Origin of the sequence: Methylomagnum ishizawai (assembly GCF_019670005.1) — a bacterium.
Classification (GTDB): Bacteria; Pseudomonadota; Gammaproteobacteria; order Methylococcales; family Methylococcaceae; genus Methylomagnum; species Methylomagnum ishizawai.
In genome coordinates this window covers 3,620,696-3,634,504 of sequence record NZ_AP019783.1, presented here as the reverse complement: position 1 = coordinate 3,634,504, position 13,809 = coordinate 3,620,696, and the positions used below count along the sequence as shown (strand labels likewise).

13 protein-coding genes are annotated in these 13,809 nt (G+C 65.5%); 9 read left to right on the top strand and 4 right to left on the bottom strand.

Annotated features, from left to right (window positions below; translation table 11 throughout):
* Positions 1-186: 186 nt before the first annotated feature.
* The 4 genes from K5658_RS16525 (at position 187) to K5658_RS16510 (ending at position 2,946) form a co-directional block, all read left to right on the top strand.
* Positions 187-831: a response regulator gene (locus K5658_RS16525; protein ID WP_221064194.1), complete on the top strand. Its 645-nt coding sequence runs from the start codon at positions 187-189 to the stop codon at positions 829-831.
* A 197-nt stretch (positions 832-1,028) separates the two neighbouring features.
* Complete coding sequence (locus K5658_RS16520; RefSeq protein WP_221064193.1) at positions 1,029-1,667, top strand: response regulator transcription factor; 639 nt, start codon at positions 1,029-1,031, stop codon at positions 1,665-1,667.
* The gene (locus K5658_RS16515) at positions 1,667-2,071 is read left to right on the top strand and encodes a hypothetical protein (protein WP_221064192.1); all 405 of its coding nucleotides are present in this window, start codon (positions 1,667-1,669) and stop codon (positions 2,069-2,071) included. Before K5658_RS16520 ends, K5658_RS16515 begins: the two co-directional genes overlap by 1 nt.
* 113 nt (positions 2,072-2,184) lie before the next feature.
* Entirely contained in the window at positions 2,185-2,946 is a 762-nt protein-coding gene (locus K5658_RS16510) for a class I SAM-dependent methyltransferase (protein WP_221064191.1), read from the top strand.
* 13 nt (positions 2,947-2,959) lie between these two features.
* On the opposite strand, the gene K5658_RS16505 is transcribed toward K5658_RS16510, so the two are convergent.
* Positions 2,960-4,063 (bottom strand): DMT family transporter, encoded by a 1,104-nt coding sequence (locus K5658_RS16505; protein WP_221064190.1) that lies wholly within the window; start codon positions 4,061-4,063, stop codon positions 2,960-2,962.
* 96 nt (positions 4,064-4,159) lie between these two features.
* Here K5658_RS16505 and K5658_RS16500 point away from each other — a divergent pair, with 96 nt between their 5' ends.
* Entirely contained in the window at positions 4,160-6,085 is a 1,926-nt protein-coding gene (locus K5658_RS16500; RefSeq protein ID WP_221064189.1) for a sigma 54-interacting transcriptional regulator, read from the top strand.
* 69 nt (positions 6,086-6,154) lie between these two features.
* On the opposite strand, the gene K5658_RS16495 is transcribed toward K5658_RS16500, so the two are convergent.
* Complete coding sequence (locus K5658_RS16495) at positions 6,155-7,417, bottom strand: MFS transporter (protein WP_221064188.1); 1,263 nt, start codon at positions 7,415-7,417, stop codon at positions 6,155-6,157.
* Between the two features lie 239 nt (positions 7,418-7,656).
* Between K5658_RS16495 and K5658_RS16490 the strand changes: the two genes are divergently transcribed.
* The 4 genes from K5658_RS16490 to K5658_RS16475 all read left to right on the top strand — a co-directional run bounded on the left by K5658_RS16490 (position 7,657) and on the right by K5658_RS16475 (position 12,414).
* Positions 7,657-8,046: a putative quinol monooxygenase gene (locus tag K5658_RS16490; protein WP_221064187.1), complete on the top strand. Its 390-nt coding sequence runs from the start codon at positions 7,657-7,659 to the stop codon at positions 8,044-8,046.
* Between the two features lie 10 nt (positions 8,047-8,056).
* Positions 8,057-9,070, top strand: coding sequence for a SphA family protein (locus tag K5658_RS16485; protein ID WP_221064186.1), 1,014 nt, complete (start codon positions 8,057-8,059; stop codon positions 9,068-9,070).
* A 22-nt stretch (positions 9,071-9,092) separates the two neighbouring features.
* Positions 9,093-11,513: an arylsulfatase gene (locus K5658_RS16480; RefSeq protein WP_246628471.1), complete on the top strand. Its 2,421-nt coding sequence runs from the start codon at positions 9,093-9,095 to the stop codon at positions 11,511-11,513.
* 121 nt (positions 11,514-11,634) lie between these two features.
* Positions 11,635-12,414 (top strand): hypothetical protein, encoded by a 780-nt coding sequence (locus K5658_RS16475; protein WP_221064184.1) that lies wholly within the window; start codon positions 11,635-11,637, stop codon positions 12,412-12,414.
* Between the two features lie 57 nt (positions 12,415-12,471).
* On the opposite strand, the gene K5658_RS16470 is transcribed toward K5658_RS16475, so the two are convergent.
* Entirely contained in the window at positions 12,472-12,921 is a 450-nt protein-coding gene (locus K5658_RS16470; protein ID WP_221064183.1) for an SRPBCC family protein, read from the bottom strand.
* Positions 12,922-13,210: 289 nt separating this feature from the next.
* Positions 13,211-13,807, bottom strand: a complete 597-nt coding sequence (locus tag K5658_RS16465) for a YceI family protein (RefSeq protein WP_221064182.1) — start codon at positions 13,805-13,807, stop codon at positions 13,211-13,213.
* Between the last annotated feature and the right edge of the window lie 2 nt (positions 13,808-13,809).

Below are 13,809 nucleotides of genomic sequence, written 5' to 3'. Positions count from 1 at the left end.
TTTTTAGTGTAGAAAATGATCCAGTCTTACGCTCCTGCGAAGAGGTCGGCCATCCCAGGAACCGCGTTTATTAAGACATCCCCGCTTTGGGACGCCATCGGCAAGCGCTCGGTAAATTCAAGCCGTAAAGCTTGGGATCGCGGATAGCCATCGGCCCGCCGTATTCAATCGAAGAAGTATCCCATCGTGAGAACGCCCAGCCCCAAACCCCCCCGTGCCAAGGTCGCCAAGACCTTCTGCACCACCACCGAGGCCGCCGACCGGCTCGGGGTGTCCGTGCGCACCGCGCAGCTCTGGGCGGAGAACGGCCTGCTCCGCGCCTGGAAGACCGAAGGCGGGCACCGCCGCATCACCCTGGAATCCCTGGAGCGCCTGTTGGCCTCGGAGGAGTTCCGCAGCCTCGACCGGGGCGAGCCGCCCCAGAAGCCGGAGCGCAAGCCCCGCTTGCGCGTCCTGGTGGTCGAGGACGAGCCCAACCTGCTGATGCTCTACCAAATGCGGCTCAGGAAATGGCGGATGGCCCCGGATACCGTGTTCGCCAAGAACGGCTTCGAGGCCTTGGTCCGTATCGGGCTGGAACAACCCCACCTGCTCATCACCGATTTGCTGATGCCGTCCATGGATGGCTTCGAGATGTTGCGCAAGCTCCGTGCCCTGCCCGAATTGGCCGACATGGAAGTGGTGGTGGTGACCGGGCTGTCCGTCGGCGAGGTCGAGGAGCGGGGCGGTTTGCCCGACGATATCCTGGTGCTGGGGAAGCCGATCCCCTTCGACCAGATCGAAAACATCGCCACCAACTTGGCGATACGCCGCGATTTGCAGGTCGATTAGGGCGTGGCCCGAGTCGATGATGGCTATGTAATAAGGGCGTGACTTTCCGCCCAGGTTTGGAATAAGAGTCGATCCGTGCCTACGACCGATGTGAAAACGCCCTGGTTTGGACCGGGAACACACAGCGCGAAAATCTCGCGGAGCCTGCCCGGACCCACGTACACTATGTCCCTTCACTTGGCCGAGCCAATTCCGCCATGACCAATCCAACCAGCATTTTCGTCATCGACGACGATCCCGTAATCCATGAGCAATTGTCCATCGTGCTGGGTGCCGTCGGACTCGCCGCCGAGAGTTTCGCCAGCGCCGAGGCCTTCCTGTCCGTGTGCGAAAAGAAGCACCATGGCTGCATCCTGCTGGATGTGGCGATGCCCGGCATGAGCGGGCCGGAACTCCAGGCCGAATTGGCCCAGCGCGGCGTCCGCCTGCCCATCGTCTATCTTTCGGCCTGCGAGCAGGTCGCCATCGCCACCCAGGCCATCCGGGGCGGGGCGGTGGATTTCCTGACCAAGCCGGTCGATCCGGGGCTCTTGATCGAGCGGGTCCGCACCGCCCTGGCCCAGGAGGAGGAACGGCGCGAGCGGGAACGGGCCAACGCCATCCTGTTCAAGCGCCTCGCGGTGCTGACCGAGCGCGAGCGCGAGGTGCTGACCCAGTTGATGCGCGGCCATTCCAACAAGGAGATCGCCCGCATCCTCGGCATCAGCCACCGCACCGTGGAGATGCACCGCTCCAACATCCTGGCCAAGACCGATACCGCCAACCTGCTAGAACTCGCCCGCCTGGCCGAGGCTTGCGAGTTCTTCGGCCCCCACCACGGAGCCCCCGTCGCCTGATGAAGAAGCGCGCGCGGATATGGGCGGTGGTCGCTTGGCTGGGCCTTGGCCCGGCGCTCCCGGCCTGCACCCACGATTACCAGTTGATGAGGATGGACGAGCAATTGAACGGCTATGCCGGGGCGATCCGCTGGAGCCTGTTCAAGAAGTCGCTGGACTACTATGCCCGGCCCCCTTCGCCCCTGCCGGATTGGCAGGCGCTCAAGGATATCAAAGTCACCTACTACCAGCCGTTGTTCCGGGATGTGCTGGACGAGGGCAAGGTGGTGTTGCAGACGGTGGAAATCCGCTACGTCCGGGGCAACCAGATGGTCGAGCGCAGCCTGACCCAGGACCAACGCTGGCGCTACGACGAGGACAAGAACCGCTGGCTGCTGGAAACCGGCTTCCCGGTGTTCAAATAAACCAGGCCGGCGCGGCTTGGCGGCCCGTTCCCATGGCGTCCCGTCCGCGCCGGACCCGCCGATCCGTTCCACCGGGGCGGTTCCGCCCCCACCACATACAGCAGGCCACGACGATGGAATCCGGTTCGATAGCAGCCTTGCACCGTGGCAAGACCGGCAAGGTCAGCGATAAATGGTCCTCCTATCTCGCCTATTACGACCGGCTGTTCCTGCCCTGGCGCGACAATCCGGTGCGCCTGCTGGAAATCGGCGTGCAGAACGGCGGCTCCCTGGAAACCTGGGCGCGGTATTTCCACGCGGCGGAAATCCTGGTCGGGTGCGATATAGATCCCCGTTGCGCCGTCCTGCGCTACGACGATCCCCGGATCAAGGTCGTGGTCGGCGACGCCAACGGCGAGGACGCCCGCCAGCGCATCGCCGCCCTCGCGCCCCAATTCGATATCGTGATCGACGACGGCTCCCACCGCTCCGCCGATATCATCCAGGCCTTCGTCGGCTATTTCCCCCGGCTGGCACCGGGCGGCGTCTATGTGGTCGAGGACACCCATTGCCTGTACATGGACGATTTCGGCGGGGGTTTGTTGAACGAAGCCGCCGCCCACGCCTTCTTCAAGCGCCTGACCGATGTGGTGAACTTCCAGTTCTGGAGCGGGCAGGCGACCCTCAACACCCATCTCCACACCTTCTTCGGCCTCAAGGAAACCCCGGCCTTCATCCTCGATGGCTGGATCGACGCCATCGAATTCAGGAATTCGCTGATCGTCGTCCACAAGGCCGGGACGCCGGGGCACGACAAACTGGGCGACCGGGTCATGGTGGGCAGCGTGGCCCAGGTCCAGACCTGGGGCGGCTTGTTCGGGGATGGCTCGGCCTGACGTCCGGGGCCCGTCAATGGCGGTGCCGATGATGGGCGTCGGGGAAATGGGGATGGGCGTGGACCTGGGGTGCGTGGCGGTGGGGATGGCTGTGGACCGTGCCGGGGGCCACCGGCCCGTCGTGCCCGTGGTCGTGGTGGCCGTCGTCGTGGCGGTGGGCGTGGACGTGTTCTAGGGCTTCGTGGCGGTGGGCGTGGCTATGGCGCTCGGTCAGGTGTAGCCAGACCCCCAAGGCCATCAGCGCCCCGGCCAGCAGCAAGCGCGTCCCGATCGGCTCGCCCAATAGCGGCAACGCCAACGCCGCCCCGAAGAACGGGGCCACCGAGAAATAAGCCCCGGCGCGGGCCGTGCCCAGATGGCGCAAAGCCACCACGAACAGGCTCAAACTGGCCCCATAGGCCACGCCGCCCAACACCAGCGCCCCCGCCACTTCCCACGCCGAGGGCCACGCCGCCCCCAGCATCCAGGCCAGGACCAGGTTCGTCATCCCCGCCGTCCAGCCCTTGACCGCCGCGATCCAACCCGCGTCGGCCAGGGATACCTTGCGGGTCAGGTTGTTATCCAAACCCCAGGCGCAACACGCCCCCAACACCGCCAGCGCGGGCCAGGACGCCGACACCCCGGCCCGTTCCGGCCAACCCAGCACCAGGGCCCCGGCCACGATCGAGGCCATCCCCAAGGCGATGCGGCGGTCGAAATTCTCCCGGAAGGCGAACCAGGCCAGCAGCGCCGTGAACACGCCCTCCGCGTTGAGCAACAAGGCGGCTTCCGAGGCGGGCATTCCCCGCAGCCCGGACATCAGCAATACCGGCCCCACCACGCCGCCCACCAACACCGCCCCGGCCAGCCAGGGCCATTCGCCCGGAGCCAGCCCGGCGCGGGGTGCCCGGCGCAACACCCGGTAGATTCCCAGGCCCAGGCCGGACCCCAGGTAGAGCAGGCCCGCCATCAGCCAGGGATCGACCCCGGCCAGCAGCAGCTTGGCGCAGGGCGTCCCGGCCCCGAATAACAAGGCCGCCGCCAGCGCGGCCCATATGCCGGATTGGGCCGGATGTCCGTGGTGGTGGAGCGTGGCCCGCCGGGGCCGGGATCGATGTTTACGGGGGTGCTTGTTCATGCCGCCTATGTTACGCGGCGACCGTGGGGATTGCCGCTCCGAAATGGCGTGGGGTTAAACTACCGACCCCCCACGACCCGGCCCGGACCCATGGACATGCCCCGTTTCGAGATGCTGCTGGCGGAACTCTCCGCCCAATTCGTCAACCTGCCCGCGGACCAGGTGGACGGGGCCATCAACGCCAGCTTGCAGCGCATCGCCGAAACCTTGGACATCGACCGCGCCACCCTGGGCGAAGTCACCGCCGACGGCCAGGATGGCTTCGTCACCCATTGCTATGCCAAAGCCTGCATCCCGCCCAACAAGGTGCAATCGGTCATGACCGCCGTGCCCCTGGTCATGAAAACCCTGTTCGCGGGCGAAACCTTGATTGTCCGCGATGTGGCCGAACTGGAGGAGGAAACCGACCGCGAGAATTTCCTGCGCTATGGCACCCGCGCCGACCTGGTTTTCCCGCTGATCGTCGGTGGGGAGTTGCGCGGCGGTTTGGCTTTTTCCTCGGCCACGCCCCGCGATTGGCCGGAACGGGTGGTGCGGGGCTTGCGCCTGATCGCCGATGTGTTCGCCAACGCCCTGGCGCGGCGGCGGGCCGACCAGGCGCTCCGGGAAAGCGAGGCCCAGATGCGCCTCGCCGCCGAGGCCGCCCAGGTCGGGCTGTGGGTTTGGGAGATTCCAGGGGACACCATTTGGGGCACCGACCGGGCGCGGACCCTCTACGGCATGGCGGCGGACGCGCCGGTCACCATCGGCTTGTTCCTGGACCGGCTGGTGCCGGAAGACCGGCCCAGGGTGGAGCGGGCGATCCAACGGGCGCTCGCGGGGGGCGGCAGCTACCGCGAGGAATACCGCATCCGCCATCCCGACGGCCAGACCCGCTGGATTTGCGCCACCGGCCAATGCCAACTGGGCGGCGATGGCCGTCCGGGGCGGATGATGGGCGCGGGACTCGACATCACCGAGCGCAAACAGGCCGAAACCGCTTTGCGGCGGGCCCTGGCCGAAATCCAAACCCTCAAGGACCAGTTGCAGCAGGAAAACGTCTACCTGCGCCGCGAAATCGAGGAACACCAGGGCGCGACCCGCATCGCCAGCCGCAGCCCCGCGATGCGCCACGTCCTGGCCCAGGCCGGGCAAGTGGCCCCGACCCCGGCCTCGGTGCTGATCACCGGCGAAACCGGCACCGGCAAGGAAGTGCTGGCGACCGCCCTGCACGAGGCCAGCCCCCGCCGGGGCCGGGCCATGATCCGGGTCAATTGCGCCGCCATCCCGGCGGCCTTGATCGAAAGCGAATTGTTCGGGCGGGAAAAGGGCGCGTACACCGGGGCGCTGGCCCGGCAGATCGGCCGCTTCGAGTTGGCGGACGGCTCGACCCTGTTCCTGGACGAGATCGGCGAATTGCCCTTGGAAGCCCAGGCCAAGCTGTTGCGGGTACTGCAAGAGAAGGAGATCGAACGCCTGGGCAATCCCAGGCCGATCAAGGTGGATGTGCGCCTGATCGCCGCCACCCACCGCGATTTGGCCCAGGAGGTCGCCGCAGGCCGGTTCCGAGAGGATTTGTATTACCGGCTCAACGTGTTCCCGCTGCGCCTGCCGCCGCTGCGGGAACGGCGCGACGACCTGCCGCCCCTGGTGGAATCCTTCGTCGAGGAATTCGCCAAGTCCATGGGCAAACCCATCGAGGCCGTCGCCAAATCCAGTTTGAAGGCGCTGCTGAACTACCCCTGGCCGGGCAATATCCGCGAATTGCGCAATGTCATCGAGCGGGCGGTGATCCTCAACACCGGGCCGCTGCTCAGGATCGAACCGCCCACGGTGGCGGGGAACCCCGCCGCCGGGTCGGCGTCCGCCGCCCAGGCCGGTCCCGCGACCCTGGCCGAGGTGGAGCGGGGCCATATCCTCCGCGTGTTGGAAGCCACCGGCTGGCGGGTGCGCGGCGCGGCGGGCGCGGCGGAAATCCTGGGGCTCAAGCCCAGCACCCTGGAAAGCCGGATGCTCAAGCTCGGCATCCGCCGCCCGGTTTGACGCGCATAGGCGGGTTCCCGCGCCGGGCTTGGGAGCCCGCCAACCCAGGCCGGCCCGTAGCCGCCGACTTCAAGTGTGCAAGGGCTGGAACCGGGTCTCGTGGATCATGAAGATCAAGGTGAGCAAGGACACCGAGGCCGTCGCCGCCACCCAATAGGCCGGGGCGATGGGATTGTTGGTGTAATCGATCAGCCAAGCCGCCATCATCGGCGTGCTGCCGCCGAAAATCCCGATGGAGGCGTTATAGGCGAAGGCCAGGCCGGTGCAGCGGACCGGGGCCGGCATCAGTTCGACATTGGTCGCCGCGATGCCGCCGGAGAACAGTCCCACGATCAGGGTGAAGCTCAATTCGCCCAGGAAGATCACCGCCGCGTCTTCCGAATGGATCATCTGGAACAAGGGCACCGCCCCCGCCGCCAGCAACGCCGTGGCCACGCCCAGCACCCGTTTCCGCCCGAACCGGTCGGACAGCCAGGCCGCCAGCGGCAACACCAACAGCAGGAACAACATGGCCCAGGTATTCAGCCGGAGGGCGATGCCTTCGGACAGGTGGTCGATGTTCTTGATATAGCTGACGGCGTAGATGAACACGGTATAGAAGGCCACCCCGAGGCCGATGTTCAGCAAGGCGACCCGCAAGACCGGCCGGCGGTATTGGGTGAAGATATCCCGCACCGGGTTGGCGCTTTGGCCCACCGGGATATCCACATGCAGGCTATTGCGTATCCAATAGCCGGTCAGGGCGATCAAGCCGCCGAGGAGGAACGGTACCCGCCAACCCCAGGCGACGATCTCGGCGTCGTCCAGCAGCCAGTTCATCGACCAACCCACCCCGGACCCCATCAACACCCCCGCCGAAGCGCCCCAGGCGCCCCAGACGGCGCTGAAGGCCCGCCGGTTCTCCGGTGCGTGTTCGACCAGGAAGATCAGGGAACTGGTGTATTCCCCGCCGACCGACAAACCCTGGACGATACGCAGGCCGATGATCAGGAGGGGCGCGGCGATGCCCACCGCCGCGTAGGTCGGCAGGAAGCCCATCAACATCGTGGGCACCGCCATGGCGATCACCGAGAGGATCATGGCCCGCCGCCGCCCGACTTTGTCGCCGATCCGGCCGAACACCAGCCCGCCCAAGGGCCGGACCAGGAAGCCCGCCGCGAACGCCCCGAACGAGGCGATCAAGGACACCACCGGGTCGCTGGCGGGAAAGAACAGCTTGCCGATGACCGTGGCGAAATAGCCGTAGACGGCGAAGTCGTACCACTCCATCACATTGCCGATGAGTCCGACCAGGATGATTTTGGCCAGGGGGGTAGGGGTTGTCGTGTTCATGGGGCGCGACCTTGGGGCAAAAGCGTAACGATAGCAGGAAACCGGACATGGCTGTCCGCTGCGGGCCGGGCGCGAGGGCGTGGCGGCTGGGCCGGCGTCCAAGGCGGGGCCGGGGCACGCCATCCCGTGGAATCCCCGATATTTCGGGGCATCGAACGCGCCGCCGTGTCGTGACAGGGCCACATTCCGCCGCTAAACTCCCGCGCCGCAAGCCGTTTCCACGCCGCCGCCGAACTGGCATGATCTTAGCGATAGCGGTGGACATGATCGAACTGCGCCTTCTCATCCACACCTCCCGGCAGCACACCCGTCCGGTCATCGCCGCCTTCCGCGCCCTGGCCCGTTGGGCGCGGGCCGAACCCGGCTGCTTGTCGGCCCGGCTGTTCCTGGCGGATGGCGACCCGCGCTGTGTCTGCTATGTGGAAACCTGGGAGTCGGAGGAGGCGGTGCGGAAGATGATCCGCTCGCCGCATTTCAGTCGATTGGCCGCGCTGATGGAACTCGGGACCGAAGCGCCCGAGTGCCAATTCCGGTTGATCGCCGAAACCCGCGGCCTGGAATTCCCGGCCAGTGTGCGCTCGGGCCTGAACGAGCCGCGGGACCCCCCTCCGAAAACCACGACCCCATGAGCGATAACCCATGTTCCAAACCCTGTCTTCCCGCCCGCGCCCGGCGCTCGCCGCCTTGGCCCTGGCCTTGGTCCCGGCTTGCGCCCCCGCCACCGAGGGCGGCACCAGCCATTATTTCCCCGGCGCCTACAACGATTTCTTCATGAACAAGCAAATGGACCCCGGCGTGTATTTCCGCGACGATTTGGTCTATTACGGCGGGCGCTTGCCGGACGTGACCCTGGGCCGCAATACCGCGGTCAATGCCGACCTCGACATGTGGCTCACCATCGCCAAGGTGGGCTGGGTCAGCGATTTCGAAATCCTGGGCGCGCGCTACGGGGCCAGCCTCTTTATGCCCATCGTGTTCGACGCCCATCTGCGGGGCACGGTGGAAACCGGGCCACGCCAAGGCTCCGGGAGCGGCAACGAAGGCGGCATGGGCGATATGGGCGTCTCGCCCTTGTCCCTGGTGTGGAAGTGGGAAGATTTCAACGTGAAGCTGGACGAATTCATCATCATGCCCACCGGCTTCTACAACCCGGACCAGATCGTCAACCTGGGCAAGAATTACTGGTCCTTCGACAGCGTGCTGGGCCTGACCTGGGTCCATCCGACGCGGGGCCACGAGATATCGTTCAATGTCGGCTTCCTCAGCAACACCAAGAACGACGCCACCCAATACCAGAGCGGCGACGAATTCCACCTCGATTACACCGTGGCCCAGCATTTCTCCGAGGAATTCGGCATCGGCGTGACCGGCTTCTATTTCAGCCAGTTGAGCAACGACAAAAGCCCGATGTTGAACCAGCTCAGCCAGGTGGTGAATTCGCTCAACCAGGTGCGCGACGCCACCGGCCAGCCCTTGCTGCCGCAGATCGGCGGCTTCCAGGGCGAGGCGTCCGGGATCGGTCCCATCGTGCGCTACAGCCCCAAGTTCGGCGATAAGCAAGTGCATTTCATCGGCAAATGGATCCACGAATACGATGTGCAGCACCGTTTCGAGGGCAATCTCGGCATGGTCTCCGTGGCCCTCAATTTCTAACCCCGTCCCGAGCGTATCACCCATGACGAAACCGCTGTTTTCCCCTTGCGCCTGGGTCTTCCTGGGCCTCGTCTCCGCCGTTCCCGCCGTCGCCAAGGACGCCAAGCCCGCGCCCGGCCCGGCCCCGCTGGACCGCTCGGTCCTGCCCATCGCCCCGCCCAAATATCCCCCGATCAAGGAACTCGACGCCCGCAAGGCCAAAGCCCCGCCCCGGTTCGAGGTGAAGGCACCGCCGGGCGCGCCCAACGTGGTCATCGTGTTGCTGGACGATTTCGGCTTCGGCCAGTCCAGCGCCTTCGGCGGGGCGATCAACATGCCGACCCTGGACCGGCTGGCCCAACAAGGCTTGAAGTACAACCAGTTCCACGTCACCGCCTTGTGTTCGCCGACGCGGGCGGCGCTGCTGACCGGGCGCAACCATCATTCGGTCAACGCCGGCGCGGTGATGGATATCGCCACCGGCTTTCCCGGCTATAACGGCGTCCGGCCCAACGCCATCGCGCCCCTGGCCGAAATCCTGCGCCTGAACGGCTATAGCACCGCCGCTTTCGGCAAATACCACGAAACCCCGCCGTGGGAAATCAGTCCTTCCGGTCCCACCGACCGTTGGCCGACCCACTCGGGTTTCGACAAGTTCTACGGGTTCATCGGCGGCGAGACCAATATGTGGGCACCGACGATCTACGACGGCGTGGCCCGCGTCGAGCCGCCGCACGACCCGAATTACCACTTCACCACCGATATGACCAACCAGGCCATCGCCTGGGTGCGCCAACAACAAAGCCTGACGCCGGATCGGCCCTTCTTCGTCTATTACGCGCCGGGCGCCACCCATGCTCCGCACCATGTGCCCAAAGCGTGGGCCGACAAATACAAGGGCCGTTTCGACACGGGCTGGGACCGCTACCGTGAGGAAACCCTGGCCCGGCAAAAACAACTGGGCGTCGTCCCGCCCAATACCCAACTCGCGCCCACGCCCGAGGCCATCCCGGCCTGGAATACCCTGGGCGAACAGGAACGCCAGGTCTACGCCCGGCAAATGGAGGTCTACGCCGGTTTTGGCGAACACACCGACCACGAGATCGGTCGCTTGGTGCAGACCTTGGAAGACATGGGCGAGATGGACAACACCTTGTTCGTCTACATCGTCGGCGACAACGGGGCCAGCCCGGAAGGCAGCCTGGCCGGGGCCGCCAACGAAATGAACTCGCTGTTCAACGGTATCCCCGAACCCCTGGAGCAAAAAACCAAGCTGCTGGCGGACTGGGGCGGGCCAGAAACCTTCCCGCATTACGCCGTGGGCTGGGCCAACGCCGGCAACGCGCCGTTCAATTATGGGAAGCAGGTGGCCTCCCGTTTCGGCGGCAACCAGAATCCGCTGGTCATCCATTGGCCCCAGGGCATCAAGGCCCAGGGCGAGGTCCGCAGCCAGTTCCACCATGTGATCGATATCGCCCCGACCGTGCTGGAAGCCGCCCACATCCCGCAGCCCAAGGCCGTCAACGGCACCGCGCAAAAACCCATGGAAGGCGTCAGCCTCGCCTACACCTTCAACGATCCCAAGGCCGGGTCGCGCCATCACACCCAGTATTTCGAGATCGCCGGCAACCGGGGGATTTACCACGATGGTTGGTTCGCCGGGACCGTCCACAAGGCACCGTGGGAACCCAAACCCCGCGCCGCGCTGGACCAGGATCAATGGGAACTCTACCGGGTGGTGGACGATTTCAGCCAGGCCGAGGATTTGGCCGCGAAGAACCCGGCCAAGCTGAAGGAGCTACAAGCCCTGTTCCTCAAGGAAGCCGGGAAATACCAAGTGCTGCCGCTGGACGACCGCACCATCGAGCGCCTGGACCCCGCCATCGCTGGACGCCCCGACCTGATGGGCGGACGCACCACGCTGACCGTGTATCCGGGCGGCGTGGGCATGGCGGAAAACGCCTTCATCAACGTCAAGAACCGCTCCCACAGCATCACCGCCGAACTGGAGATTCCCCAGGGCGGGGCCGAGGGCGTGGTCGTGGCCCAGGGCGGGCGCTTCGCCGGCTGGAGCCTGTATTTCACGGACGGCAAGCCGGTCTATCTCTACAACTGGGTGGGGATGGAACAATATAAGATCGCCGCGCCCGAAGCCCTGCCCGCGGGCAAGGCCACCCTGCGCTATGAATTCGCCTACGACGGCGGCGGCCGCGGCAAGGGCGGCATCGGCAGCCTGTATGTGAACGGCAAGAAGGTCGCCGAGGGCCGGATCGACAAGACCGTGCCCAACCTGTTCTCGGCGGACGAAACCGCCAATGTCGGGGTGGACGGGGAAACCCCGGTGACGCAGGATTATCGGCAGGGCGAGAACCACTTCACCGGCCAGATCGCCAAGGTGACTATCGACGCCCCGGTGCCCACGCCGGGCGTTGCCGCTACGGCCCCTCCGCCAGCCACGCACTGAGAAGCCATCACGCGCGTTCCCAAGCCCCGCTTGGGGACGCCGCCAGGATCGTCAGCCGGGGTCGATGCGAAACGACCGTGGCACCGCGTTTTCATCCAGTCTTAAAAAGAAGGATAAGCCTATGAAAACAAACACTTGGCCCCCCATATCCCTCGTCCCGGCCTTGGCTTTGGCGGGATCGCCGGTCCAGGCGGCGGCCGGACCGGCGATCCCGCTCCCCGCCGAGGACAGGGCGGCGATTGAACAGTATCTCGGCAAGGGCGTGGTCGGCGAACCCGTGCCCGCCCCGGCGGTGGTCGATACCGTCGATTATCTGGCGGCGCGGCCCGGCAGCCGCGGGTTCCGCATGGTGGCGGGACCGGGCCAGGGCAAGACCGAGTTGCACAAGCTGACCCAGCTCAAACAGCAGGGCGGCGACACCACCTGGGAATACGATGTCGGCGGCAGAATGATCGGGTTCGTCACCGGCAAGGCCAATGGCGATTTCGTGGTGAACGGCGTGACCGATATCGAAGCCGCCGCCATCACCCGTTATTCGCCGCCCGAGCCGTTCATGTTGCAGGGCCTGGCCCCCGGCGATGTGCGCCGCGAACGGCTCAGCCTCAAGGTGTTCGATCTCGGCAATCCCCAGGAGCAAACCCACGAGGGCTATATGGACGTGGATTACCGCTATGTCGGTGCCTACAAGGTCAAGGTGCCGGCGGGAAGCTTCGAGGCGGTGCTGGTGAAATGGACCTTCAAGGGCAAGGTCGGCCCGGCTTCCATCGACGACACCCAATACCGCTTCTTCGCCCCGCGGGTGGGCATGGTGGCGGCGGTCGAACAATTGGATGTCTCGGCCATGCTGGTCTACAACCGGCATAAAAAAACCGCCAAGGTGTTGGCGGTCAAGCCCAAATAGCCCTGGGCTCCGGGGCGCGGGTTCCCAGGCCGGGCCTCGGAACCCGCAAGTCCGGACTCAGTGGATTTCGCTGCGCCAAGCGCCGGTTTCGCCGCCTTGGCTTTCGATGAACTCCTTGAAGTTCTCCAAATCCTCCTCGATGTTGGAGGACACCATGCCCAGCATATCGCCGATCTTTTCGGTCAAGGTGCCGGGCTGGTATTCCACATCGACCGTGAGCAAGGTGCGGTCGGTCCCCAGGGACTCGAATCGCACCACGCCCCGGTTCTCCGCTCCCGAGACGGTGCGCCAGGCGATGCGCTGGTCGGGAATCTGCTCGGTGATTTCGGTCTCCCATTCCCGTTCGGTCCCGCCGATGGACGCCCGCCAATGCAGGTGCTGGTCGTCGAGTTGCTGGACCTCCTCGATGTTCTCCATGAAGCTGGGGAAATCCTCGAACTGGGTCCATTGGTTGTAGGCGGTCTGGACCGGAACGTCGATCTCGATGGATTGGTGCAGGTTGGCCATAAAGTTTCCTCTGTGGGCTATTCCGGCCCGTCCTGGGCCGGGGGTGTCGCTGTCGGCATCCCACGGCGGGATGCGCCTATCCGCCGGGCGGACAGGCGGTTGGACCCTGGAGGCGCGGGGGAGTGGGTAGGGGGTTTTACGGGGGCGGGAATGTTGCGGATGGGGGCGGCGGAATCCGGGCGGCTTGGATTCCGCCGCCGGGCTATCGTGCTCGGGCGGCGCTATCGGTGTGCCAGGCCGCCCGGTTCTCCTACGATAAAAACCGGCCAGCCCGTCACGGCGGAAACCGTCAATCCTTATATGCCTCCACCGGCACCAACACCTTCACCTCGTCGCCGACGCCGGGAATCAGGTCTTTGGCCAGGCCGGCGACGCCGGGCAGGTATTGGGTCATGCCGAATTCCGAGCGCTTGAGGCTGGCTTCGATATCGGCGGCGCACAGTTCCTTCTGGTTCATCGGGTTCCTGCCGCAGGTGAAGTGGTGGATGGCCAGCTTCACCGGCTTCGTGACCCCCAACAGGGTCAGCGTGCCCTCGGCGGCCACCGGCACCCCGCCTTTGAAAGCCAGCTTGTCGGCGTGGTAGGTGATGGTCGGGAATTGGGCGACATTGAAGAAATCCGCCGACTTCAGATGCTCGTTCCATTTGTCCTCGCCCATGTCGAGGGAGGTGGCGTCGATGGTCCAATCGACCTTGCCGGTTTGCTTGGTCCGGTCCAACTCGATCTTGCCGGAGGTTTTATCGAAGCGGCCCCGCTGGGTCGAAAAACCCAGGTGGTTGACCTCGAACACCGGCAAGGTGTGCCTGGGGTCGATGGTGTAGGTCTCGGCCTGGGCGCTGCCGATGGACAAGAGGGTGGTGAAACCCAGGGTGATCGCGTGACGCATGG